Source organism: Flagellimonas nanhaiensis (assembly GCF_003382275.1).
GTDB classification, from domain to species: domain Bacteria; phylum Bacteroidota; class Bacteroidia; order Flavobacteriales; family Flavobacteriaceae; genus Flagellimonas; species Flagellimonas nanhaiensis.
Genome location: NZ_QTJX01000008.1, coordinates 52,644 through 77,982, shown reverse-complemented (window position 1 = coordinate 77,982; position 25,339 = coordinate 52,644). Strand labels below are relative to the sequence as shown.

General features: G+C 40.0%; 28 protein-coding genes. 21 read left to right on the top strand and 7 right to left on the bottom strand.

Features of this window, described 5'->3' with window-relative positions; all coding sequences use genetic code 11:
* Positions 1–49 precede the first annotated feature (49 nt).
* Positions 50–817 (top strand): S1/P1 nuclease, encoded by a 768-nt coding sequence (locus DX873_RS18315; protein ID WP_116185943.1) that lies wholly within the window; start codon positions 50–52, stop codon positions 815–817.
* 2 nt (positions 818–819) lie between these two features.
* Here DX873_RS18315 and DX873_RS18310 read toward each other — a convergent pair whose 3' ends face one another.
* Together DX873_RS18310 and DX873_RS18305 are read right to left on the bottom strand one after the other, a co-directional pair.
* Positions 820–1,416 carry an alpha-ketoglutarate-dependent dioxygenase AlkB family protein gene (locus tag DX873_RS18310; protein WP_116185942.1) on the bottom strand — a complete coding sequence of 199 codons (597 nt, stop codon included), beginning with the start codon at positions 1,414–1,416 and terminating at the stop codon, positions 820–822.
* A gap of 2 nt (positions 1,417–1,418) precedes the next feature.
* Positions 1,419–2,288, bottom strand: coding sequence for an AraC family transcriptional regulator (locus DX873_RS18305; protein WP_116185941.1), 870 nt, complete (start codon positions 2,286–2,288; stop codon positions 1,419–1,421).
* A 208-nt stretch (positions 2,289–2,496) separates the two neighbouring features.
* Between DX873_RS18305 and DX873_RS18300 the strand changes: the two genes are divergently transcribed.
* The gene (locus tag DX873_RS18300) at positions 2,497–2,847 is read left to right on the top strand and encodes a hypothetical protein (protein ID WP_116185940.1); all 351 of its coding nucleotides are present in this window, start codon (positions 2,497–2,499) and stop codon (positions 2,845–2,847) included.
* A gap of 51 nt (positions 2,848–2,898) precedes the next feature.
* Here DX873_RS18300 and DX873_RS18295 read toward each other — a convergent pair whose 3' ends face one another.
* Both DX873_RS18295 and DX873_RS18290 read right to left on the bottom strand, forming a co-directional pair.
* Positions 2,899–3,531 carry an MOSC domain-containing protein gene (locus DX873_RS18295; RefSeq protein ID WP_116185939.1) on the bottom strand — a complete coding sequence of 211 codons (633 nt, stop codon included), beginning with the start codon at positions 3,529–3,531 and terminating at the stop codon, positions 2,899–2,901.
* A gap of 64 nt (positions 3,532–3,595) precedes the next feature.
* Positions 3,596–3,943: a DUF6249 domain-containing protein gene (locus DX873_RS18290; protein WP_116185938.1), complete on the bottom strand. Its 348-nt coding sequence runs from the start codon at positions 3,941–3,943 to the stop codon at positions 3,596–3,598.
* A gap of 136 nt (positions 3,944–4,079) precedes the next feature.
* Here DX873_RS18290 and DX873_RS18285 point away from each other — a divergent pair, with 136 nt between their 5' ends.
* The gene (locus tag DX873_RS18285) at positions 4,080–4,661 is read left to right on the top strand and encodes an RNA polymerase sigma factor (RefSeq protein WP_116185937.1); all 582 of its coding nucleotides are present in this window, start codon (positions 4,080–4,082) and stop codon (positions 4,659–4,661) included.
* On the top strand, positions 4,651–5,058 hold the full coding sequence (locus DX873_RS18280) for a hypothetical protein (protein ID WP_116185936.1): 408 nt from the start codon (positions 4,651–4,653) through the stop codon (positions 5,056–5,058). The genes DX873_RS18285 and DX873_RS18280 overlap by 11 nt, the downstream gene beginning before the upstream one ends.
* 55 nt (positions 5,059–5,113) lie before the next feature.
* Here the strand turns inward: DX873_RS18280 and htpG are convergent, their stop codons facing one another.
* On the bottom strand, positions 5,114–7,000 hold the full coding sequence (gene htpG / locus DX873_RS18275; RefSeq protein ID WP_116185958.1) for a molecular chaperone HtpG: 1,887 nt from the start codon (positions 6,998–7,000) through the stop codon (positions 5,114–5,116).
* A gap of 505 nt (positions 7,001–7,505) precedes the next feature.
* On the opposite strand from htpG, the gene DX873_RS18270 reads away from it, so the two are divergent.
* Positions 7,506–8,513 (top strand): 3-oxoacyl-ACP synthase III family protein, encoded by a 1,008-nt coding sequence (locus DX873_RS18270; RefSeq protein ID WP_116185935.1) that lies wholly within the window; start codon positions 7,506–7,508, stop codon positions 8,511–8,513.
* A gap of 1 nt (position 8,514) precedes the next feature.
* Complete coding sequence (locus DX873_RS18265; protein WP_116185934.1) at positions 8,515–9,054, top strand: pyridoxamine 5'-phosphate oxidase family protein; 540 nt, start codon at positions 8,515–8,517, stop codon at positions 9,052–9,054.
* 101 nt (positions 9,055–9,155) lie between these two features.
* On the opposite strand, the gene DX873_RS18260 is transcribed toward DX873_RS18265, so the two are convergent.
* A complete protein-coding gene (locus DX873_RS18260; RefSeq protein ID WP_116185957.1) occupies positions 9,156–11,606 on the bottom strand; it encodes a TonB-dependent receptor in 2,451 nt (816 codons plus the stop codon).
* 350 nt (positions 11,607–11,956) lie between these two features.
* Here DX873_RS18260 and DX873_RS18255 point away from each other — a divergent pair, with 350 nt between their 5' ends.
* A complete protein-coding gene (locus DX873_RS18255) occupies positions 11,957–12,316 on the top strand; it encodes a CoA-binding protein (protein WP_116185933.1) in 360 nt (119 codons plus the stop codon).
* Here DX873_RS18255 and DX873_RS18250 read toward each other — a convergent pair.
* Positions 12,313–13,782 carry a sodium:solute symporter gene (locus DX873_RS18250; RefSeq protein WP_116185932.1) on the bottom strand — a complete coding sequence of 490 codons (1,470 nt, stop codon included), beginning with the start codon at positions 13,780–13,782 and terminating at the stop codon, positions 12,313–12,315. The two genes, DX873_RS18255 and DX873_RS18250, sit on opposite strands and share 4 nt — an antisense overlap.
* Before the next feature lie 77 nt (positions 13,783–13,859).
* Here DX873_RS18250 and recR point away from each other — a divergent pair, with 77 nt between their 5' ends.
* The 14 genes from recR to DX873_RS18180 all read left to right on the top strand — a co-directional run bounded on the left by recR (position 13,860) and on the right by DX873_RS18180 (position 25,334).
* A complete protein-coding gene (gene recR, locus DX873_RS18245; protein ID WP_116185931.1) occupies positions 13,860–14,480 on the top strand; it encodes a recombination mediator RecR in 621 nt (206 codons plus the stop codon).
* 93 nt (positions 14,481–14,573) lie between these two features.
* Complete coding sequence (locus DX873_RS18240) at positions 14,574–15,929, top strand: dihydrolipoamide acetyltransferase family protein (RefSeq protein ID WP_116185930.1); 1,356 nt, start codon at positions 14,574–14,576, stop codon at positions 15,927–15,929.
* A 67-nt stretch (positions 15,930–15,996) separates the two neighbouring features.
* Entirely contained in the window at positions 15,997–16,779 is a 783-nt protein-coding gene (locus tag DX873_RS18235; RefSeq protein WP_116185929.1) for a carboxylesterase family protein, read from the top strand.
* A 9-nt stretch (positions 16,780–16,788) separates the two neighbouring features.
* The gene (locus tag DX873_RS18230; RefSeq protein ID WP_116185928.1) at positions 16,789–17,565 is read left to right on the top strand and encodes a 3'-5' exonuclease; all 777 of its coding nucleotides are present in this window, start codon (positions 16,789–16,791) and stop codon (positions 17,563–17,565) included.
* A 22-nt stretch (positions 17,566–17,587) separates the two neighbouring features.
* Entirely contained in the window at positions 17,588–18,199 is a 612-nt protein-coding gene (locus tag DX873_RS18225; RefSeq protein WP_116185927.1) for a fumarylacetoacetate hydrolase family protein, read from the top strand.
* A complete protein-coding gene (locus DX873_RS18220; RefSeq protein WP_116185926.1) occupies positions 18,199–18,537 on the top strand; it encodes an Hpt domain-containing protein in 339 nt (112 codons plus the stop codon). Before DX873_RS18225 ends, DX873_RS18220 begins: the two co-directional genes overlap by 1 nt.
* Positions 18,538–19,785 carry a competence/damage-inducible protein A gene (locus DX873_RS18215; protein ID WP_116185925.1) on the top strand — a complete coding sequence of 416 codons (1,248 nt, stop codon included), beginning with the start codon at positions 18,538–18,540 and terminating at the stop codon, positions 19,783–19,785.
* Positions 19,786–19,858: 73 nt separating this feature from the next.
* Positions 19,859–20,086 (top strand): 50S ribosomal protein L28, encoded by a 228-nt coding sequence (gene rpmB / locus DX873_RS18210; RefSeq protein ID WP_116185924.1) that lies wholly within the window; start codon positions 19,859–19,861, stop codon positions 20,084–20,086.
* Positions 20,087–20,105: 19 nt separating this feature from the next.
* Positions 20,106–20,288: a 50S ribosomal protein L33 gene (rpmG, locus tag DX873_RS18205; protein WP_073181589.1), complete on the top strand. Its 183-nt coding sequence runs from the start codon at positions 20,106–20,108 to the stop codon at positions 20,286–20,288.
* Between the two features lie 39 nt (positions 20,289–20,327).
* On the top strand, positions 20,328–20,480 hold the full coding sequence (locus tag DX873_RS18200) for a DUF4295 domain-containing protein (protein WP_090299557.1): 153 nt from the start codon (positions 20,328–20,330) through the stop codon (positions 20,478–20,480).
* Between the two features lie 183 nt (positions 20,481–20,663).
* A complete protein-coding gene (ftsY, locus tag DX873_RS18195; RefSeq protein ID WP_116185923.1) occupies positions 20,664–21,620 on the top strand; it encodes a signal recognition particle-docking protein FtsY in 957 nt (318 codons plus the stop codon).
* Between the two features lie 17 nt (positions 21,621–21,637).
* Entirely contained in the window at positions 21,638–23,659 is a 2,022-nt protein-coding gene (locus DX873_RS18190; protein ID WP_116185922.1) for a six-hairpin glycosidase-like protein, read from the top strand.
* A gap of 42 nt (positions 23,660–23,701) precedes the next feature.
* Positions 23,702–24,475, top strand: coding sequence for a hypothetical protein (locus DX873_RS18185; protein WP_116185921.1), 774 nt, complete (start codon positions 23,702–23,704; stop codon positions 24,473–24,475).
* A gap of 1 nt (position 24,476) precedes the next feature.
* Positions 24,477–25,334: a DUF2911 domain-containing protein gene (locus DX873_RS18180; RefSeq protein ID WP_116185920.1), complete on the top strand. Its 858-nt coding sequence runs from the start codon at positions 24,477–24,479 to the stop codon at positions 25,332–25,334.
* Positions 25,335–25,339 lie beyond the last annotated feature (5 nt).

Below are 25,339 nucleotides of genomic sequence, written 5' to 3'. Positions count from 1 at the left end.
CTTTTCACTGATTTGGTCTTTATTTCTACATTTGAAGAAATCATCAATCATGAAAAAAACAGCTCTTCTGCTCATGTTGCTCCCTATGCTTTCTTTTGGTAATTATTGGGGGCAAACAGGTCATCGTGTCACTGGTCATATTGCCCAAAACCATCTCACCGGAAAAGCAAAAAGAGCATTGAACGATTTGTTGGACGGGCATAGCTTGGCCTTTGTTTCCACTTATGCAGATGAAATAAAAGCGGACCGCGCTTACTCTAAATTTTCAGCCTGGCATTATGTAAACTATCCCTTGGGGACGCGTTATGAGGACTCTGAAAAAAGCGAATATGGCGATATTATTACGGCCATTGAAAGCTGTATTGATATGGTGGGCAATAAGAACAATAACAGGGAAGACCGTGTTTTTTACCTTAAAATGTTGATTCATCTTATTGGGGACCTTCATCAACCTATGCATGCAAGTAGGGCGGAGGACAAAGGAGGAAATGATATCCAGGTTCAGTGGTTTGGCGAAGGAAGCAATTTACATAGGGTTTGGGACAAAAACCTGATTGAGTCCTATGGTATGACCTACACGGAGCTGGGTACGGAGTTGGATCAAGTTTCCCGAAGGGAAAGAAAGAAAATTCAAGAGGGTACCATTTACGATTGGGTGAATGAATCCCATGTACTTTGTGGCGAGTTGTACGATTCCGCGAAAGTGGGTGATAAGCTGGGATATCAATATGCTTATAAGTACAATGAGATGTTGTTTTCACAACTGCAAAAAGGTGGTCTCCGACTCGCAAAAGTATTGAACGACCTATTCGCTTAGACCTATTTGATTATACGGAAGGTAAGGTTGATTCTTTCTCCAATATTTTTTGCGGTCTTTGCTATCTGATGCTGCCAAAAATGTTGGGTCTCTCCCTGCATCAATAATAGGCTTCCGTGTTCCAGAAGTATCTTGTGCTTTTGTTCCTTATTTGTTTTGTTTCTTAAATGAAAGAAACGTTCAGCTCCAAAACTAACCGATGCAATTATAGGGTTTTGCCCTAACTCTTTCTCATCATCCGAGTGCCATCCGTTGCTATCTTTTCCAGATCTGTAGAGGTTCAGCAAACAGGAAGTAAATTTTACGCTGGCCTCATTTTCTACGGCTGATTTTATTTGCTGTAATTCATCGGTAAACTCGAGAGGGTGCATGGTAATGTTGGAATAGGAGTAACTTTTTCCATTATTTCCATAAAGTGCGGTTAAACGGGGCTGGGGATAAGTCTTTCCAAAAAGGGTGATTTCATCCTGTTGCCATGGAACGTTTCTTTTTAGCGTACTGAAATAATCATCCGCTTGTTCCGCGGAAAAGAAATTTGGATAGTAAACAATGTCACTATCAGGTAGATCGAGAGTCAATTTTTCAGAAAAGAGCCCCATATCTATTTCAGGACAGTCTTTAATTGATTTCGGTATTCTGATGGATTTTGGCCCGTGAATGCTTTGAAAGACTTATTGAAGTGGGAAAAGTTGTTGAAACCACTATCATAGCACACTTGGGTAATGCTGATGGGCTGTTCTGCCAACAATTTGGATGCATGCACTAATCTATATTCATTCACGAATTGGGTAAACGTCTTGTTGGTTATTTTTTTGAAATACCTACAAAACGAAGGAACGGTCATACTTACCATATCAGCTATTTGATCTAAGCTGATATCTTCCTTAAAATTGGTCTTTACGTGGTTGAAGACAATATTGATACGATCATTGTCCTTTACCTCGGTTTCCATGGAAAACCCTTCGCCATTCAATACTTTTATTTCATCTGAGGTGGCCAATAGGTTCAAAATGTTCAAAATGGAAAGCAATCGCTGAAAATCTGTTTGATATTCCAGAATTTCCATTTTTTCACCTACTTTTCTCTTGGTCTTTCCAGAAAAGGCAATTCCACCCTTGGCTACTTCAAAAAGCTTCTGGATGTTTTTCATTTCCGGAATATTGAAAAAATCACTTCCTAAAAAATCGGCCTTCATTTGAACCAAAGTCTCACTTTTGTTCCCTGTCAGTTTATCCGTAAAACCACAATGGGGGAGGTTGGAGCCGATAAGAATAAGATCTCCGTTCCTAAAGTAGGATACATGGCTGCCTATCTGTCTTTTACCAGACCCACCATTAATATAGACCAGTTCCAACTCTGGATGGTAATGCCAGCCATTGTTTTTGTTCTCATTGTTCTCATTGAATTTTTGATAAGTAAATGAGTGACCAAAACTGGGAGCTATTGCTTCAAAAGCAGGTTTTTGAATCATTGATGCAATTTTAACTTGGTAGTACAAAGTTAGCACGGGTGCCAGTGTACCATATATGCAAAATTAACTAAAATATATGCTATTTTAACCTTAATGTTTCATTAACATAGGCACTTGGTTAAAATTGCATAGATATTTGAAAAAATGGTGGTGTTTTTGGCAACTCCTCCGCAATACTTTTGTACTGTAATCTTAAAAAACGATAGTTATGAAAGTTTTAAATCACGTTACAGTAGCAGCATTCTTGTTGACAGTTTCAATGGGATTTGCAAATGGACCTGCCAAGAGCGAGGTAGAAAGAAAATTGATCAATGTTGAAATGGACCCGGTTTTTGTGAAGAAAGGAGATAAACTCTTCATAAATATGTTGAACCTTGATCAAGAGACAATTATAGTAAAGGTATATGACAGTGAAGGTAGAGTAGTCTACAAAGAAGCCATTAAAGGTGAAGTGGTTGTTGAGAAGGCCTTTAACTTTGAGAAAGCTTTTGAAGATAAGTATACAGTAGTAGTAGCTGACGAAACAGGTACTTACAGAGAAACTGTATTGGTAAAATAGTTTGTTTAGTTAATTTTCAGTGCAAGGGGCCCATTTATAATGGGCCTTTCTTTATTGGTATCTTTTCAAGCGCTCTCTTTTATAAAGGGGCAATGCTTCATTTTCCACGGCAAGTTTTACAATGGAAGTATCCTTGGTTTTGGAGTATAACAGTTGGTAAAATTGTTGTATGGTCAATGGATTTTTGGATTCCTCAACCAGTTGAAGCCTATCGCCAACTTTTACTTCTCCCTGTTCCAAAATCTTTACGTAGGTGCCGGGAAACCCATGATCTATAAATTCTCTTAGAATATCCTGTGTTCCAAATTTTACGCCTAGCTTATAACAGGGTTCCCTGGGTTGGGTTACTTGCACCAAAGCACTGCCCAATCTGTAAACGTTGCCTATTCTAATTTTTGATTCATCAAGTCCGTTGACAGTGAGGTTTTCCCCAAACATTCCCCAATCCCAATCCAAATGGGGATATTTTTGTTTCCAATAGGGATAATGGTCCGAAGAAAAAAGATAGCAGGCCTTAAAAATTCCCCCGTGTACCTTTCTATCTGCAATAATATCACCCGCAACAGCTTCACTTTCAAGTGTAATGGGATTTTGAACCGGTTGTTTGAATATGCCCGTAGTAACTTCCTTATCGTTCCAGATTATCTTCTTGGGAACGGCAATATTGGTGGCTATCACTTCCATAGGTTCAAGATAAAAAAAACCATCGCGTTGAACGATGGTTTTTTAAATGTTTTGGTGGGAGAACTTATTTTTCCAACCGTTTGGTCATATTGAAACCTACCAAAAGGCCGATTCCTGAAAGTAGGAAAATTGTACCGGGATAGGCCACTTCCTCATCTACATTGAGATAACTCTCTAGTATGGAAGCTAAGAAAATGGCCGCTCCAATGCTTATTAAAAGCACCGCAAAATTGATAAGGACTATTTTCCATCTGGGAATATCAAATTCTCCTTTGGCCCTAAAAAAGATATTGGCGTCCGCCCCTTTTTCTATAAGAGCCAAACGTTCTTTGTTTCGAGTACTGAAATAGAGGTAGGTTATTGCAAAGATTGCAAGGAAAAAACTTACCGGAATTATAATTGCTTCTGCCATTTTTGATTGTTTTTTAATTGATTTATAAACTCAGTTTCAAGGGTAGGACGACACATTTTTGAAACAGGTTACAGCTTAAGTCAATTTTTTTTATTTTAATGTAACCTCTATCTGTTTTCTATCGTCATATGATATAATGGAACAAGCAGCCGACCAACTTGATATTGCCGCTATTGTAAATGGTGATTCCAAGGAATTTGCCAAATTGGTGGATATGTATAAGGTTATGGTGTTTACCATTGCACAACGTATGATGAAAAATAGGGAGGAGGCAGAGGAGGTATCGCAAGATTCCTTTATCAAAGTGTACCGTTCCCTGAAAAAATTCAAAGGAGATTCTAGGCTCTCCACTTGGATTTATCGCATAACGTACAATACATGTCTGGATAGAATAAAAAAATACCAAAAGGAACAAGGGAATATCCCTATTGAAGAAGTCAATGGGCAAGCAGTAGCTGAAATGGGCAACGCTCTAAAGGAAATGGAACTCAAGGAAAGGTCGTTGATGGTAAAGAATTGTATCGAGAAACTGTCTTCCTCGGATGCAGCTATATTGACCCTCTTTTATTTGGAGGAGAGAGACCTTAAAGAATTGGCCAAAATCCTTGGACTTACAGTGAACACAGCCAAGGTTCGATTATTTAGAGCAAGGACAAGGCTGGCCGTTATTTTAAGAAAAGAAATGGAACCTGAAACAATCAGTAGTTATGAAGGATAACGAACATTTAGAAAAATTGATGGATGAAATACTTCAGGATGCTCCTTTGGAGCAACCACCACACGATTTCACCCATTCGGTCATCAAAAGAATCGAAGAGGAAAGGGTAGCTGCTCTAAGTTATAGGCCAATTATGCCTAAATGGGCTATTGTCACTATAGTGATTGTTTTAGTAATTCTTGCTTCTTGGGGAATTTTCGGCGGCGATTTGGCATCCATAAGCGAACCGAGATATGCTAAGCTGGTTTCTCTTATGGATTCATGGTTCTCGGAAAGCCTCCCAGTTGTCAAGTTTTCCAATAAAACGGTGTATACGGTATTGGTCATTGCTGTAATGATATTGATACAGACCACTGCACTAAAAAGACTTTTTGATCGTAGATTTACTTCGGCTTAATAAAAAAAGGCAGACTTTTTTGGTCTGCCTTTTTATTCAATCTAATAAGTTTGATTTATTTGATCATCTCGTAACTTCTAGAGATGAATTTAGTGAGCTCTTCACCTTTCAATAATCCTTTTGACAATCGCGCAAGGTCAAGGGATTGATTAATCAATCGTTCCCTTTTTTTGGCAGTTTTTGTATTAAGGATTTCACCGACCAACTCGTGATTGGTGTTTACAATGAGATTGTACATTTCTGGCATGTTGCCCATTCCAAACATTCCTCCCCCACCGGTCTGCTGCATTTCTTTCATCCGGCGCATGAACTCAGGTTCAGTAATTATAAATGGAGAAGCGGAACTATCCATGGCCTCCATTTGTACCGTGTATCCTTTCTCTGTGATTACTCCTTCAATTTCACCTTTTAGTTTTTCCTTTTCTTCGTCAGAAAGTTTGGAAATGGCCGTGTCTTCTTTTTTGATAAGGTTGTCAACATGGTCCGCATCTACCCGGGCAAAGGATAGGTTTTCCTTGGAACTCTCCAGTTTTTGCATCAAATGGGAAACAATGGGAGAATCCATCAACAATACTTCGTATCCTTTGGATTGAGCAGCCTCAATGTAGCTGTGCTGCGCCTCTTTGTCAGAAGCATAAAGCACAACTAGTTTGTCATCTTTATCCGTTTGACTATCCTTGATTTTGGATTCCAATTCCTCAAAGGTGTAGAATTTGCCATCTACGGTTGGGTAGAGCGCAAATTTTTCGGCTTTTTCAAAGAATTTATCTTCTGAGAGCATACCGTACTCAATAACTACCTTAATGTCATTCCATTTTTGCTCAAAATCCTCACGGTTGTTCTTAAAAAGGGAATTCAGTTTATCCGCTACCTTTCTTGTAATGTAGGAGGAGATCTTCTTCACCGCTCCATCTGCTTGCAAATAAGACCTGGAAACATTCAAAGGAATGTCTGGAGAATCAATGACACCGCGAAGCATGGTCAAAAACTCAGGAACAATTCCCTCAACATTATCCGTAACAAACACTTGGTTTTGGTATAGTTGGATTCTGTCCTTTTGAATATTCAGGTCGTTGGTCAATTTTGGAAAATAGAGAATCCCTGTAAGGTTGAACGGATAATCCACATTTAAGTGGATGTTGAACAAGGGTTCCTCAAATTGCATTGGGTACAACTCCCTATAAAATGTCTTATAGTCCTCATCCTTTAGATCTGAAGGTTGTTTGGTCCATGCCGGATTGGGATTGTTGATAATGTCATCAACCTCTTGAGTTGGCGCAGGATCGTCTTCTTTGGCATCCTCCGGTTTTGGAAGGGTCTCCGTTTTTGTCCCAAATTTTATGGGGATGGGCATGAACTTGTTGTACTTGGTCAACAATTCACGGATTTTGGAATCTTCCAGGAATTCTGTGGAATCTTCAGCTATGTGCAGAATGATTTCTGTTCCTCGATCGGATTTCTTTGCCTCCTTGAGGGTAAATTCTGGTGACCCGTCACAAGTCCAATGAACAGCAGGTTCATCTTTAAAGCTTTTGGATATAATCTCCACCTTGTCCGCGACCATAAAGGCCGAATAAAACCCAAGTCCAAAATGTCCGATAATGCCTGCATCCTTTTCGGCATCTTTGTATTTGTCCAAAAATTCTTCAGCTCCTGAGAAAGCAACTTCATTAATGTACTTTTTTATCTCATCCTCTGTCATTCCAATACCCTGGTCAGTAATGTGGATAAGCTTTTTGTCCTTATCCACTTTGACCTCAATAATGGGGTTTCCATATTCAACTTTGGCCTCACCAATTGAAGTTAGGTGCTTTAGTTTCAAAGTTGCATCAGTTGCGTTGGAAATTAATTCCCTAAGAAAAATTTCATGGTCGCTATAAAGAAATTTTTTGATCAAAGGAAAAATGTTCTCTACGGAAACATTGATTTTGCCTGTAGCCATCTTTAAATATTTTTTCTTTTGGTTGGTACAAGGCAAAAAAAATACCATAGCGCACAAGTATGACAAACTGACATCACATACAGGTATGATGGTGCTTGTAAAGTTTTAACATAATTTTGTTTATTGATACTTAGTTTATGTTAAACAAAATAGTATATTTGTTTTGTCAAGGATAAAATTGCTATGAACAAACTTTGTTCCAAGACAATTTTGTTATTTATTGGTTAGGTTGTTGAAAACGCACTTTCGGACGAAAGTGCGTTTTCCATTTGAACAATTTCCAATAATCATATTGTTTTATGTATTTCGATAATTGTTCGACGTTCATGTTGAGGTGGGTAAAGAGTTTGGGCCCTTTTCTTTATAGCATATTGCGACATGGGATGTCAAAAATGAAGTTGGTTAAATTTATATTTTATCGATTCATTTCTGGTTCTTTGAATATATTTTTTACTTTTCCATTTAATAGAGTCAATTTTTAACAATTTTTATCTAGTAAGTTATAATGTACAACTCAAGAATATCGGGATTAGGATTTTATGTGCCAGAGAATGTAGTGACCAATGATGATTTGTCCAAGGTGATGGATACCAATGATGAATGGATACAGGAAAGAACTGGCATAAAGGAGCGGAGACATGTTATAAAGGGAACCGATACTACCACTTCTATGGGTGTCAAGGCGGCCCAAAAAGCAATTGAAAGGGCAGGGATAGATAAAAACGATATTGATTTTATCATTTTTGCGACCTTAAGCCCAGACTACTATTTTCCTGGTCCGGGAGTATTGGTGCAACGCGATTTGGATTTAAAGACCGTAGGTGCATTGGATATTAGGAATCAGTGCTCTGGATTTGTATATGGCATTTCGGTTGCAGATCAATACATCAAGAGTGGGATGTACAAGAATATTTTGGTGGTGGGCTCTGAGCTTCATTCACATGGTTTGGACATGACCACCCGAGGTAGGGGAGTTTCCGTAATTTTTGGAGATGGAGCTGGAGCTGCAATATTGACCCGAGAGGAGGATACTTCCAAAGGAATACTTTCCACGCATTTGCATTCCGAAGGTCAGCATGCTGAAGAGCTGTCATTGATTGCCCCTGGAATGGGCAAAAGATGGGTGAACGATATTATCAAAGACAATGACCCTGAGGATACATCTTACTTTCCATATATGAATGGACAGTTTGTCTTTAAAAATGCGGTGGTACGCTTTAGCGAAGTAATCATGGAGGGACTTCAGACCAACAACTTGGGCCCGCAAGATATCGATCTCTTGATTCCGCATCAGGCCAACCTCAGAATTTCCCAGTTTATCCAAAAGAAATTTGGATTGTCCGATGATCAGGTATTCAATAATATCATGAACTATGGCAACACAACTGCGGCTTCAATTCCTATTGCCTTAACAGAAGCATGGGAGTTAGGGAAAGTAAAGGAAGGCGACCTGGTTGTCTTGGCTGCTTTTGGCAGTGGATTTACTTGGGGCAGTGCCATAATCAGATGGTGACATGGGGCGCCAATTAAAGGGTTTAACGCCCCATCTTATTGATTTCATCAACCAACAAAAACTATTTTTTGTAGCCACGGCCATGGAAGAAGGCTCGGTTAATCTTTCTCCCAAGGGACTTGACTCCTTAAGGGTGATAGACGAAAACAGGGTGATTTGGCTCAATCTAACTGGCAGCGGAAATGAAACTGCGGTTCATCTTGCCCACAAAAACCGTATAACCTTAATGTTCTGCGCTTTTGAAGGTGATCCCATTATCTTAAGGTTGTATGGCAAAGCGGAAATCTATCCGTATAAGAGCGAACCTTGGAAGGAATATATCGATATGTTCCCCAATATAGCCGGTGGTAGACAACTAGTAGATGTGCAAGTGGAAAAAGTACAGATTTCCTGTGGAATGGGAGTTCCGATTATGGAGTTTAAGGGCCACAGAAAAGAGTTGGTAGATTGGGCGGAAAATCAGGGAGAAACTGGCTTAAAGAAATATTGGCAAAAGAAAAACACTACGAGTTTGGATGGCCATACCACTAGTTTTGAATAAAACAAAACCCCGATTTCATATGAAATCGGGGTTCTTTTTATTGATAAACCTTGAAAGACTAACCAACCAACACTCTCCAACAAGGGATATCAATTCTTTTTTTACAGGATTCCACCACCGGACTGTTTGGTGTTGCTATCCCTTCGCTTACGCTGTTTAGCTCTATTTTTTCCGCTTCCAAAGCGATAGGACATTCCAACATAAACATTGTTGCTTTCCCAATTGAAACCACCTTCTTGATTATATGGTCTCTCACCATCAAAATCAAAGAACATAGTGTTGAAAATATCATTGTAGTTGAAACTTATGGTTCCCTTACCTTGGGCAAAACTGTATCTGGCTCCAAGATTTACAAAATACATGGGTTTTGCAGTGAACTGAATGGTTCTGTTATTGCCGCGATAGAATCCAAATGCCTGTAATGTCAGCTTTTTTGTTACCGTGAAACTATTGTTCATACGTAGGTTCCATGCCGTATTATCCACTTCAACCTCTTCCACTATAATATCGTTTTCCGTAGGGTCCGGACTGTCACCGCTCAAACTCTCCGTAATACCACGTTGGGTCTGCGAGAAGAAATCAAAACTTCCATTGATGCTCCACCATTTTGTTGGACGATAATTTGTGGAAAGTTCAAAACCATAGGCGGACGTGTTGTCAAAATTGTCAAAAGTCAAGATCAACCGGTTAAAATCCAATCGGTCCACATATACCGCTCTATTGATTTCATCTGAAATACTTCTATAAAACACCCCTGCAGTAATACTTCCATTTTTGATCCTTCTTGTATAATTGGTTTCAATGGAACTAGTGAATTGTGGCTCCAAACTGGGGTTTCCAAAAGAAGAAATCAAAGGTGTGGCCCATTCCCTAATAGGATTTACTTGCTGTAATCCTGGTCTATCCACTCTTCGGCTATAGCTTACCTGCAATTGATTCTTTTCATCTGGGTTATAGGTCACAAATGCTGATGGATAAATCTGGGTATACTTGTCCGTGAACGCACGTACTCTGTTTGTGTCTGCCTGAACTTCAACATTTTCGATTCGAGCTCCTACTTGATACGACCATTTTCCACGGTTTTGACTAAAGGTGGCGTAAGCAGAATAAATATCCATATTGTACTTGAAATCTGTACTGGGTGTAGGGATGAGGTTTCCACTGGAATTAAAGGACAGACCTGTAGAAGAATAATCAACATCGGTCTCAAAAAGTCTCGATTCTACTCCCAACTCCAGCTTGGAAATGCTATCCAAAGGATTTACATAATCCAGGTTGGCAATGGTCTGGGTACGCTCCGTATCTACAAAATCCATGTAATCTGGGAACAACGTAGATCCAACTGATCTAAAATTGGCATCTTGCTCACTTTCAAAGCTATTATGATCTATTTCAAGCTCAATATTATGACCTTCTTTTCCGAAATCAAGCTTATAGTCAAAGTTGTACTGCTCACTTCTATTACTGCTCTCATCGTTGAAGAATTGAGTCAGATTTCTAGATTGGTCATTGAAGTACGAAACTGCCGTGATGCCGTCTCCGTCACCATCAAAAATGTTTTGATTGGTGAAAAAGGATATGGTGTTCTTATCATTTAGATAAAAATCAACCCCAAGCTTGTACAAATGTGATTTGTTATTGTTGAAGAAATCAAAAGCCTGAAGTGAATTTTCATCATTTCTAAGGATAGTTCCATCATTCACCCACTTACCAATGTTGTTGCCATAGTTTCCGTAGAAATTGAATTTCCCGCTTCTATAATTCAGGTCAATGGAACTGTTGAACTTGGCCTCAATACCTTTGGTAAGTCCCATATTAATATTTCCGTTGAATCCAATGTTGGCATTTTTGTGTAGTACAATGTTGATAATGCCACTCATACCCTCTGGATTGTACTTTGCAGAAGGATTGGTTATCAATTCAATCGACTTAATTGAAGTTGATGGAATTTGGCGAAGTAATTGTGCCACCGGTACGTTGGAAAGCTTGCCATCCACCATTACCCTTACATTGGAGTTGCCTCGCAAAGTAATGTCCCCAGTCTGCGCATCCACATTTACCGAAGGAATGTTGTTCATGATATCCGAGGCTGTGGCACCTGCAGTGGTCAAATCTTTTCCTACGTTGATTACCTTCCGGTCCACACGCTGTTCAATAGTGGTACGCTCAGCAACTACTTCAACTTCATCCAAGTTTCTGGCTTCCTCCATTAGTGTAATGGTTCCCACCTTTACATTTCTATTGTTTTTGGTAATCTCCAGCTTCTGGCTATGCGTTTTGTAACCTATAAATTGAACTTCCAGTATATAGGACCCCTCAGGTAGTTTTTTGATTTCAAAATCCCCATCTTCGGTGGTGATACTTCCAGTTACGGTTTCGGCCCCATCTTCAGTTTTAATAACAATGGCAGCATAGGCAACCGGTTGGTTCATTGCGTTGTCCACTACCGTTCCTGAAATTGATCCTATGACAGTTTCAGGGTTGTTGGCAGATAATTTAGTGGAAAACAGGCCGCTAGTTAGCAGCAAAAAAAGTAAGAAAGCCTTTCTCATGGTTTGCTCGTTTTTTTGATTAGATTGATGATGCTTACTAGACTGTTTAGGACAGGAAATGTTACAGCCAAAAATTATTTTAACATCTTTTAACAAATAGGAGCCTCCTCGTCTTTTTTGTAATGTTGACCGGAAATAGTGGACAAATGAAGAGTTTATGGAAAGAAGAAGCCCTGACTTCCAATTTATATTGAAACGCCAGGGCTATGCCATTGATAAGCTATACTAAACACTAACCATTAACTATAAAAAAATACAGTCTTACCAATGATCAAAAATATCTGGACAATAGACGAGTTTTTTTTGAATTAGTTACAATCTTTGAATCAGTTTAACAATTAAATTAACATATGATTAAGACTCTTGTTTTAGGGGCGTCTCTAAAACCTTACAAATATAGTAATTTGGCAATTCGACGCCTGGTGGAAAATAAAATTGACACTGTAGCCTTCGGTCTGCGAAAAGGTATGGTGGAAGATGTGGAGATTATGGACCAATTGGAGGGATTTGAAGATATTGATACCATTACCCTCTATCTGAATCCCAAAAGACAAAAGGAATATTACCAAAAAATACTTGACCTAAAACCAAAACGGGTCATCTTTAATCCTGGAACGGAGAACCCCGAATTCTATCAAATTCTCAGGGAAGAGGGGATTCAGGCAGAAGAAGCCTGTACCTTGGTTATGTTGGCAACCGGACAGTATTAAGTGGTTTTTCCATTCTTTCGAACCAGCCATAACCCAAAGAATGTCAGTAGTCCATTTAATGGCAAAAGTTCGTATCCCATAACATATCCGCCGAGGTAAGAGGAAGGGATATTCGCAACAAATGCAATGGTAACCACCGAAATTAAAGCAATGATCCAAACATATTGGTCCTTGATTTTATAATCGGTGAAAATTCCAAAAGCAAAAAGTCCCAATAAAGGTCCGTAAGTGTAACCAGCTACTGTCAAGAGACTGTCAATTACATTGCTGCTTAGGATATACTTAAATGCAATGATGACCAGAACAAGCATTACACTCATGGCAATATGTGTCTTTTTCCTCACCCTTTTTTGCTCACCCTCACTTTTCTTTTCAATATTTAAAAAATCCACACAAAAAGATGTCGTTAACGAAGTTAGGGCACTGTCCGCGCTACTATAGGCAGCGGCAATCAATCCAAGCATAAAGGTAATGGCTAAGGTGAGCCCGAGACCGCTATTCAGTGCTATCTCAGGAAACAACAGATCAGTTTTGGGTTCTCCATCCATCAATGGAATAGATATTCCATTTTTATTGGCGAAAATAAAAAGCAGTGCTCCCAACAACATGAACAAAAAGGTGACACCGACCAAAACAAAGCTGAAGGAAACCATATTTTTTTGAGCATCTTTCAATGATTTACAGGTAAGGTTCTTTTGCATCATATCTTGATCCAGCCCGGTCATACATATAGTCACGAACATGCCGCCTACAAATGATTTGATAAAGTGGTTCCTGTCCAGAAAACTTTCTGTGAACAAGAATTTGTTGTAAGCTTTTAAGTCTTCGGAAGCCAAGAACTCCCCAAAGCTCCAATTTAATTCACGATTGATCAATACAATGGACAAGACCACGGCCAAAATCATAAACAATGTCTGCAAGGTATCTGTCCATACGATGGTCTTAATTCCCCCTCTGTTGGTATATATCCAAATAAGAAGTATGGAAATGACTACGGTAAATTCAAAACGAATACCCAAATCATCAAAAACAAATTGTTGCAATACAATAGCTACCAAATACAGTCTAAATGCTGCTCCTAAAACTCTAGAGATAAAAAAGAAAAAGGCCCCTGTTTTATGACTGACAGTTCCGAAACGATCAAGAAGATATTCGTAAATGGAGGTCAAATTGTATTTGTAGTAAAGCGGAAGAAGCACATAAGCGACCACAAAATAACCAAAAAGATACCCCAATACCACCTGCATATAACTGAATTGCGAGCCCTCTATCCAGCCAGGTACAGAAATAAAGGTTACTCCAGAGAGCGATGCTCCAACCATACCAAAAGCCACCAAATACCACGGAGATTGCTTTCCTGCTTTAAAAAAATCTGTATTGGAGTCGTTTTTTCCGGTAAAATAAGAGATGATCATGAGCACTAAGAAATAAGCGCCGATCAATAAAAGAATTTGTGTAGAGGACATATTTGGAATTTGATTTGCAAAGTACAAAAGTAAATTGGTAACAGTAAAATCGTAATTTTGGCAGATACTTGGAAAACATGGAATTTTCGTCAAAACTTTTGGAGAATGCAGTTCAAGAAATGTCGCAATTGCCAGGTATCGGAAAGCGTACAGCTTTGCGACTGGTACTTCATTTGTTGAAACAACCAGAAGAAAGGGTAGAGATGCTATCAAATGCCTTGTTGCAACTTAAAAGGGACGTTAATTTCTGCCAAAAGTGCCATAACATTTCCGATACGGAAATCTGTGAAATTTGTGCAAGCCCTAAGCGGGATGAAACTCTGGTTTGCGTTGTAGAGGACATAAGGGATGTGATGGCCATAGAGAATACGTCACAATACAATGGATTATACCATGTTTTGGGAGGAAAAATCTCTCCCATGGAAGGTGTGGGCCCGCAAGACCTTAACATTCCTTCGTTGGTGCAAAGAGTAAAGAACGGTTCTGTAAAAGAGCTTATTTTTGCGCTCAGTTCAACAATGGAAGGAGATACCACCAACTTTTATATCTATCGGCAATTGGAAGGCTTGGAAGTTACCACTTCCACCATTGCCAGAGGGATATCTGTTGGGGATGAATTGGAATATGCGGATGAGGTGACCTTGGGTAGGAGTATTTTGAACAGAGTTCCGTTTGAAAGTTCAATTAAGGCAGACTGAAGGAGTTGAATTTATGAACATAAAATAATAAAATGCCGATTTCTTTAGTATTTTTGCAAAATATAAGTCGATATTACTTCGTTAAATAAGAATATGTCAAAATTTGAATTGAAATTACCGCAGATGGGTGAAAGTGTTGCCGAAGCAACACTGACCACTTGGTTAAAGGAAGTTGGGGATACCATTGAAATGGACGAAGCCATATTTGAGATCGCTACCGATAAAGTGGATTCCGAGGTGCCCAGTGAAGTGGAAGGCGTATTGTTGGAGAAACGTTTTAATGTAGACGATGTAATCAAAGTTGGAGAAGTTGTCGCCGTTATTCAAACTGAGGGAGAATTGGAAAGCCCGGTAGCCGATACAGATGTTTCGGATATGGTCGCTGAAACCCCTGAGGAGCCTGTTGAAGTCTTGGAAAACCAGATGGCCCAGGTGCAAGAGGCTGTTGCTTCTCCAGAACCGAATTTTTCAAGTTCAGAAAGGTTTTACTCCCCATTGGTAAAAAATATAGCCAAAGAAGAAGGCGTATCCATGGATGAACTGGAAGCTATTGTTGGCACAGGAAAAGAAGGTAGGGTAACCAAAAACGATATTAAGGCGTTCTTGGAAAATCGATCTAAAAATGGAAGCGCAGCTTCTAATGTGCCAGCCAAAAAAGATACTGAACCAGTTAAGGAACCCAAAGTGGTTTCCAAGCCTGCTTCGGAAAAAACAACTGCAACTCCAGTGCACGTTTCAGAAGGGGATGAGATTGTACCACTTACAAGAATGGGCAAACTCATTGCACACCACATGGTTGAAAGTATTTCCACCTCTGCCCATGTCCAGAGTTTTGTTGAAGTGGACGTAACCAATGTGGTAAACTGGAGAAACAAGGTAAAAAAGGCTTTTGAAGAAAGAGAAGGTGAAAAACTGACCTTTACCCCAATATTTATGGAAGCCGTGGCCATGGCCTTAAAGAAATATCCCTTGATGAACATTTCTTTGGATGGGGACAACGTCATTAAAAAGAAAAATATCAACTTGGGAATGGCGGCTGCATTACCAGATGGAAACCTTATTGTTCCCGTAATAAAAAATGCAGACCAGTTAAACTTGGTTGGAATGGCCAAAACTGTGAATGATTTGGCCAATAGGGCCAGAAACAATGCCCTAAAACCCGATGAGATAAGAGAGGGTACCTACACCGTAACCAATGTGGGCTCATTTGGAAGCGTTTTTGGAACCCCAATTATCAACCAGCCGCAAGTAGGTATTTTGGCTCTGGGAGCAATACGTAGGATTCCGGCTGTGATTGAAACAGACCAGGGAGAATATATAGGTATCCGTAGTAAAATGTTCCTATCCCATAGTTACGACCACAGAGTGGTCAATGGTGCGTTAGGGGGGATGTTTGTCAAAGCTGTTGCAGATTATCTTGAGGCCTGGGACATTAACCGGGAAATCTAGTTCCAAAAAGTCAAAATATTCCCAATACTATTGTTAATTTTAGGGGTTAGAACCAATTCGTCAATTCATGAAACTTTCTACACCCTTAATTCTGGCAATACTTCTTGTGTATTGTGGCAATACAATGGCACAAAACGAGGACCAATATCAAAAAAGATATTTTGAAATGAACGGCGATACCCTTCCTTATAGGATATTGCTGCCAAAAGATTATGATGCTTCAAAAAAATATCCGTTCATACTTTTTCTACATGGATCTGGAGAACGCGGCAACGATAATGAAGCACAACTTGTACACGGTTCCGGTTTGTTTTTAAAAGAATCCGTTAGGGAAGAACACCAAGCTATTGTGGTATTTCCCCAGTGTAAGGCCAATAGCTCTTGGTCTAGATTGGATGTTCATGGAAACATACCCAACAGACAGTTCATCTTCTATGAGGATGCCGACCCTACTCCGGATATGTTACTGCTCGAAGGTCTCCTAAAACAATTGCGGAAAACCTATAAGTTGGACAAAAAAAGACTCTACGTTGGAGGGCTTTCCATGGGCGGTTTCGGGACATTTGAGCTCGTTAGGAGAAACCCTAAAATGTTTGCCGCGGCATTTCCAATCTGTGGAGGCGCCAACCCCAATATCAGCAAACAACTCCGCAAGTTGGATTGGTGGGTTTTTCATGGTGATGCGGACCAGGTGGTTCCGGAAAAATATTCTGCTGAAATGGTGAAGGCCATGAAAAAAGAAAAAATCAATGTAAAATATACCGTATACCCAGGAGTGGGGCATAACAGCTGGGACAATGCCTTTGCAGAACCAGACCTGCTGCCTTGGTTACTTTCCAAATCTAAATAAACTTAATTGATGCAGTTACAACTTACGAAACCCATTTGTTTTTTCGACCTAGAAACTACGGGGACCAATGTGGCCAAGGACAGAATTGTGGAAATTTCCGTGTTAAAAATATTTCCCAATGGAAATAAAGAGAGCAAAACCTGGCTGGTAAATCCAGAAATGCCTATTCCACCCGAGGTGGTTGCGGTCCATGGAATTTCCAATGAGAAAGTGGCCAATGAGCCTACCTTTAAACAGCTTTCTAAGGAAATCTATAAAATGATCAAGGACAGCGATTTGGCAGGCTATAATTCAGATAGGTTTGATATTCCCTTGCTAGCCGAGGAAATGTTACGGGCAGAGGTGGATTTTGATATGAAAAAAATGGTTTCCGTAGATGTACAGACCATTTTTCACAAAATGGAAAAAAGAACACTCGAAGCCGCCTATAAATTCTATTGTGATAAAAATCTGGATAATGCCCATAGTGCGGAAGCAGATACCAAGGCTACGTACGAGGTATTGTTGTCCCAATTGGACCGTTATCCGGAGCTGGAAAATAATATCAAAAAACTTTCCGAGTTCACCACTAGAAGACAATCATTGGACTTTGCAGGATTTATTGGGATAGATGAACAAGAACGACCCATTTTTTCCTTTGGAAAACACAAGGGCAAGACCGTGGATGAGGTTTTGGAGAATGAACCCGGGTATTTTGGTTGGATTTTGAATGCTGACTTTCCATTATACACCAAAAAGGTGTTAACACAGATTAAGTTGGGAAAACTCAACAATAAGTTGAAATAACCGCAGTAACAAAGAAGATACTATGAAGTTGATTTGCATTGGCAGGAACTACGCTGCCCATATTGACGAACTTGAGAATGAAAGACCAGATGAACCTGTGGTGTTCATCAAACCTGATTCCTCGGTGCTACCAAAGGAACAGGATTTCTATATTCCCGAATTTTCAAATGATGTGCATTATGAGGTAGAAGTTTTGGTCAAGATAAAGAAAGTGGGCAAGCACATTGCCAAGGAATTTGCCCATAAATATTATGATGAAATAGGATTGGGTATTGATTTTACCGCAAGAGACCTTCAATCCAAATTAAAGTCCAAAGGATTACCCTGGGAAAAAGCCAAGGGGTTTGATGGTGCTGCCATCATTGGTAAGTGGATGCCAAAAACCATGTACGAAAGTGTTGACAACCTCAATTTTTCTTTGGAAAAAAATGGAGAGGTGGTCCAAAACGGAAATACATCCTTGATGTTGTGGAAGATAGATGAGTTAATTGCACACGTTTCAACCTATTTTATGTTGAAAAAAGGGGACATTATCTTCACAGGAACCCCGGCAGGTGTTGGTAAAGTTAGTCCAAATGATTACCTTTCTGGGAAGCTCGAAGGTGAGCAGCTGTTTGAAATTAAAGTGAAGTAATGATTTACAACCTCGACAAGATAAACGAGATGGCAGAAGGGGATCAGGATTTTGTACTTTCTGTTATTTCAGTTTTTTTAGATGAAGTTCCCGAAGATTTGGAAGGTTTGGAAAAAGCCATCAATGAGCGGGACTATGAGAATGTGTACAAGTTGGCACACAAGATCAAGCCTAATGTGGATCTTTTGGGAATGGAGCGGACAAGGGCCGCTGCCCTCGAAATTGAAACTTTGGGAAAGAGCAATGCCAGCATGGACGAGATTGAAGAAAAATTCCCCCTGCTTAAAAAAGACGTACTTCAGGTAGTATCAGAGCTTAAAAAAGATTTCGACGTTTAAATGCAAGCAGAAATCATCACCATTGGGGATGAAATTCTCATTGGGCAGATTGTGGATACCAATTCTGCCTTTATTGCCAAGGAACTGAATAAAATTGGTGTTTCCGTATACCAAATTACTTCGGTACAGGATGACCATGACCATATTTGGAATGCATTGGAAGAAGCCGGAAAGCGTTCCTCTGTGGTAATTATTACCGGAGGACTTGGCCCCACTAAAGATGACATTACCAAAAAGACCCTTTGCGAGTTTATGGGCGATCATTTGGTCATGGATGCGATGGTGATGGAGCATATAGAAGAACTTTTCAAAAAGTATATTTCCACACCTATTTCCGATTTAAATCGGGAACAAGCTCTGGTTCCTTCTAAAGCCACCGTTTTGCACAATGCCTACGGCTCAGCACCCGGACTTTGGATGAAAAACGGGAATACAGCATATGTTTCGCTTCCTGGGGTTCCTTTTGAGATGAAAAACCTCATTTTAAAATCGGTCTTGCCAAAAATTATTGAGGATTACGACCGTCCGTACATCGTTCACAGGACCATAATGACCTATGGTCTTGGAGAGAGTGCAATAGCTGAGAAAATTGAGGAGTGGGAAAACAATCTACCACCGTTTATAAAATTGGCTTATTTGCCTAATCTTGGTAAAGTAAGGCTGCGACTAACCGCGAAAGGAACGGATAAAGAACTCCTTATCAATGGAATTGATACCGCAACAAAACAACTCTACCCACTTATAGGCGATATTATTTATGGAGTGGAAGAAGATGAGTCCATAGAGAATCAAATAGCCAAAATGCTGACTCGTAAAAAGATGACCTTGGCTACCGCCGAAAGTTTTACGGGAGGTAAGATTGCGGAACAATTGACAGCAATTCCAGGGGCATCCAACTACTTTAAAGGAAGTGTGGTAACATATGCCACTGAGACCAAGATGAAGCTTTTAGGAGTCCCGAAGGGTTTAATTGAAAAGCATTCTGTGGTAAGTGAAGAAGTGGCCAAGGCTATGGCCCTTAATGCCAAAAATCTGCTGAACACGGATTTTGCAATTGCCACTACAGGAAACGCAGGTCCCACAAAAGGGGATTCAGACATGGAGGTCGGTACTATTTACATAGGTATAAGCACACCAGAACATACCTTTGCGCAACAATTTGTAATGGGAAAACATCGCGAACGTATAGTGCAGAAGTCGGTTCACAAGGCATTGGAGCTGCTCTTAAAAGAAATTTTAAATTTCTGAAAAAGAATTTTGTGCGTCCCGCTAAAATGCTATAAATTTGCAGCCTCATTAAAATCACTCAAAAGTTAGGGAGATGTCTAAAGTTTGTGAAGTAACAGGAAAAAAGGTGATGTTCGGGAACAATGTTTCCTTCTCCATCAATAAAACCAAGAGAAGGTTCGATGTAAATATTTCCAAAAAGAGATTTTACATTCCAGAAGAAGATCGTTGGGTGACCTTGAACGTTTCATCCAGAGGATTGAAAATCATCAACAAAAAAGGAATCTCTGCTGTATTGAAGGAAATCAATTCCAAAAAATAAGTAGTTTAAGCACGGTACAATGGCAAAGAAAGGAAATAGGATTCAAGTTATTTTGGAATGTACAGAGCATAAGGACTCAGGTATGCCTGGTACTTCAAGGTACATTACTACCAAGAACAAGAAGAATACACCGGATAGAATGGAGATCAAAAAATTCAATCCCATTCTAAAGCGTATGACCATTCATAAAGAAATTAAATAATTCGGGCCTTAGAATTTAAGCCCATATAAGAAATAAGCCATGGCAAAGAAAACGGTAGCAACACTTCAATCATCTTCAAAAAGATTGACCAAGGCCATTAAGATGGTAAAATCTCCAAAAACTGGAGCTTACACTTTTGTAGAGTCTGTTATGGCTCCAGAAATGGTAAACGATTGGTTGAACAAAAAATAATTGTTACCAGTCAAAAAAAAAATTAGAAGCCGCTTTTAAGCGGCTTTTTTATTTGGCTCAATAGCACATGGATTTGATTGCTGGCTACTGGACGGTTTGATGCTTTAATTGCAATCAGGTTGGTTTGATTTAACAAAACTCCCCTTACTTTCCTATCTTTGAATTTCGTTTGATGCATACCCAATGAGTTTATTCAAGAATATATTTTCAAAAGACAAAAAAGAGACCCTGGACAAGGGATTGGAAAAATCCAAGACCAGTTTTTTCGGTAAACTGGGAAAGGCTGTAGCAGGAAAATCCAAAGTGGACGATGAGGTGCTCGATAACCTGGAAGAGGTCTTGGTTACTTCAGATGTGGGAGTGAACACCACGCTGAAAATTATAGAACGAATTGAAGAGCGTGTTTCCAGGGACAAATACATGGGCACGGAAGAGCTCAACACCATATTGCGGGAAGAAATCGCAGGACTTCTTTCAGAAACCAATGTGGGCGAGGATACTGAATTTGTGGTGCCGGCTGACAAGAAACCTTATGTGATTATGGTTGTTGGTGTTAACGGGGTGGGAAAGACCACTACCATTGGTAAGCTTGCCCATCAGTTCAAAAACCGTGGTTTAAAAGTGGTTTTGGGGGCCGCGGACACCTTTAGAGCAGCTGCCATAGATCAGTTGCAGGTTTGGGCAGACCGTGTAGAAGTACCCATAGTCAAGCAAAAAATGGGAAGTGACCCGGCTTCGGTGGCTTTCGATACGCTGAACTCTGCAGTGGCGGAAAACGCTGATGTTGTCTTGGTGGATACTGCGGGGAGATTGCACAATAAAGTCAATTTGATGAATGAACTGTCCAAAGTGAAGCGGGTGATGCAAAAAGTAGTGCCCGATGCTCCTCATGAAGTATTGTTGGTTTTGGATGGATCCACAGGGCAGAACGCCTTTGAACAAGCCAAACAATTTACCAAAGCAACGGAAGTGACCAGCTTAGCGGTTACCAAACTGGACGGTACCGCAAAAGGCGGAGTGGTCATCGGTATTTCCGATCAGTTTCAGATACCGGTTAAATATATTGGCGTTGGAGAAGGACTTGAGGACCTCCAGGTCTTCAATAAATATGAGTTTGTCGATTCATTTTTCAAAATGTAAATCCAATCCCTGCCGTTATGAGGATTTCTTTTTTCTTCGTGTTCATAATCTTATCCCCGTTATTGCACAGTCAAGAGGACATAGAAACCTACTGGAGCATAACCAATCGAAAAAGTATTGTATGGGATGTAGCCCAGGAGAATAGACTTCCCCATTCTGACAATATTGAAATGTCAGGAAAGAATGTGGCTGCAATCATCTATTATGATATTGATGAAGAGGGAAATTTAACGCTAAACAGGGATGTCATTTTTCCACAACTACGCACCTACAACAAATCCAATGAGCCAGATTGGAAGAAATATCGCGCATATTTCAGGAAAACTATCGGAGATGAGGTTGCTCCGTCAATACGTTTGGAAAACAAGATAATTGTACCCTCCAAAATCGATTCTGTTGAAATAGGAGGGATGCTGATTTTTTATGCCACTCCCGTTGACGGGCTTGCTGTAACCAGAACACTCTTGCCTTCTATGGAAGAGCGGTTTCTAGTTGAAAATTGGAGTATTCAAAATGTGGGTGAGAACCAAAAGAATTTCACCATTTCCAATGGTCAGCTGAGTCAAGAGGAATTGGGGTACAAAGGCGCTTATGCGTTTACTGCTTTCAGCAGGGCAAATTCCGAAGTTTCATTGGCGCCAGGAGAGACCTATAAATTCCCAGTATTTTATGGAGCTACATTGAATGATGAAAACGCTGCAGATTTTGATGCTGATTTGGCGTGGAAGCAGCGCAGCGAGTTCTTGGATACGATGTACAAGAATTTGTCCTTAAAAACACCGGATGAAGTTATCAATACGTTGTTTTACTTTTCCAAGATTAGGGCAGCAGAAAGTATTTATAATTCTTCAATGGGATTGGTACATTCACCTGGCGGAGGAAATTATTATGTCGGAATTTGGGCCAATGATCAGGTAGAATATAGTGGGCCTTTCTTTCCGTACTTGGGTTACGGTGTTGGCAATGAGGCCGCTTTCAATACCTATAAAAAGTTTCTTGAGAATATTCCTTCGGATGGATCTCACATACCCTATGCGTTTGAAGTGGATGGAAATTTTCCCATGAGCCATCTAGATAGAGGGGATGCGGCAATGATTGCCTACGGCACCTCACATTATGTCCTATCCTCAGGAGATTTGGAAATGGCAACAAAACTGTGGCCATTGATCACTTGGAGTCTCGAATATTGCCATAATCATAGAAACGACCAAGGAGCTGTTATCTCTGAATCAGATGAAATGGAAGGTAGAATTGAAACTGGTACAGCCAATTTATCCACTTCCACATTGTATTATGGAGGCCTAAAATATTCCGCGGCACTTGCTATGGAACTTGGTCATACGGAACAGGCCAAGATGTACACAAGCCGACTTTCTGAAATGGAAGGTGTTATTGAAAGCTATTTTGGTGCCACATTGGAAGGATTGGATACGTACAAGTACTTTGATACCAATAAATATTTAAGACATTGGATTTGCCTTCCGCTTACCATGGGAATAACCAAGAGGCAGGAAGGAACCATTCAGGCGTTGTTCAACAAGTTGTGGACAAAGGATGGAATTCTGGTAGAGTTGAATACTGATAAGACCGATGACACCAATATTCTCTTCTGGGATAGGGCCACGCTTTATGCTTTGAGAGGTGCTTTTAAGACCAATGGTTTAAATATTGGGTATTCCAAGCTGAAGGATTTCTCCAAGAAAAGGTTATTGGGAGATCATGTGCCCTATGTGATCGAGGCTTACCCTGAGAACAATATGAGGCATTTATCTGCTGAAAGTGCTTTGTACTGTCGCATTTTTACCGAAGGAATCCTGGGAATAGAACCAGTAGGATTCAAGGAGGTCAAAATAAAGCCGCAATTGCCGGAAGATTGGGACTATTTGACACTGCAAGACATATATGTTTCAGGTGTTCCTGTGGATATCTTTCTTGAAAGAAAGGGAGAGCGAATTGCCTTAAGAATCGATCGAGATGGAAAAACTGTACTAAGACGAACTCTATCGGTTGGAAAATCTGCAACGCTAAGCTTAAAATAGCCCAGGTATTTGTTAATTTTATAGGTGAATAAATACTTGTTCATGGCAAGAATTCACCTATTCGAGTTTGAAGACCAAAAGTGGTTTCCAAAATTTCTCCGGGATTACGGTACAGATTTTTTACAATTTCTTTCCAATAAGACCAATCTCTACAAACCTATTATACCCATTCTTGAAAAAGGATTAAGGGCCAGTAAAACATCTCAAATAGTAGATTTGGCTTCTGGAGGAGGTGGAGGATTACTTTGGCTAAATTCCCAATTGCTAAAGACTTTTCCGGATTTAAAAATAGTGCTCACCGATTATTTTCCTAATCGAACAGCTTTCAAATACACGAAAGCACAAGCTGATAATTTTGAGTATATAGAAACATCCATTGACGCCAGAAATGTTCCCGAAAGTTTAAAGGGGTTTAGGACCCAATTCCTGTCCCTCCATCATTTTAAACCTGAAGATGCGCAAAGAATTTTGCAAAATGCTGTGGATGCGGGTAGCAGTATCGGTGTTTTTGAAGCACAGGAACGTAGTCTGCCCAGTATTTTGGCCATGCTATTTTCTCCGATAAGTGTTTTGCTCACAACACCATTCATTAGACCTTTTAAATTGGGAAGGTTGCTGTTCACTTATCTCATCCCTATTGTGCCCCTTTTCGTTTTATGGGACGGAGTGGTTTCTTGTTTAAGGACCTACTCGGTCAAAGAAATGGAAACATTGGTGGCAAACCTAAAGAATTCTGATTCCTATAATTGGGAAATTGAAAGAGTAAAGTCGGGTCCAGGAGTTGTTTTGTATCTTTTGGGTACCAAAAAACAGTAACATGTTCCAACGATTTTTAGGTTTTGTACTTTTTCTCCTGGTTTTGGGAGTAAACGGTCAAATCACGCATCCAAAAGCTAGTCCTTTTTCCAAAATTGAACAGGAAGTAGGATTATCTAAAATCTCCGTAGAATATTCGAGACCTGCGGTAAGGGGGCGGGAGATTTTTGGAAATCTCGTGCCTTATGGACGCATATGGAGGGTAGGTGCCAATGAATCAACCAAAATAACAGTCAGCACAGACATGGAGGTTATGGGCAATTTATTGCCCAAAGGAACCTATGCACTCTACGCTTTTCCTGAGGCTGAATCTTGGGAAATGGTATTTCATACCAATACATCCCATTGGGGAGATGGCCGAAAAAACTATGACCCAAAAGAAGATTTGTTTCGCATCAAGGTTACGCCTATGCAGATTTCAGGTCATCAAGAAAATTTTTTGATAGCCTTTGATTCCATTACCCACAATACCACCAACATGCAATTGATTTGGGCCAGCACTATGGTGACTATCCCCTTTGCGGTGGATACGCATGGGCAAATGAATGCTGAGATTGCCAAGCAATTAAAGGAAAACCCCTCTGCTCAAACCTATTATGAAGCTGCACGTTACCTTCAAGAACAGGGTTTGGATTATGAACGTGCCCTAGGGTATTTAAACAAGGCTTTGGAAATTGGCGGAGACACTTATTATTTTCATAAGGTAAAATCGCTGGTTGAAGCCGCTTTGGGAGACTACGAATCTGCTATAAAATCAGCGGGTAAATCCTTGGAAATTTCAAAGGACCTGGAGAAAGATGAGTTTGTGCGGATGAACCAAAAGAATATTGAAAAATGGCGATTGATGTTAAAAAAATAGAAGCT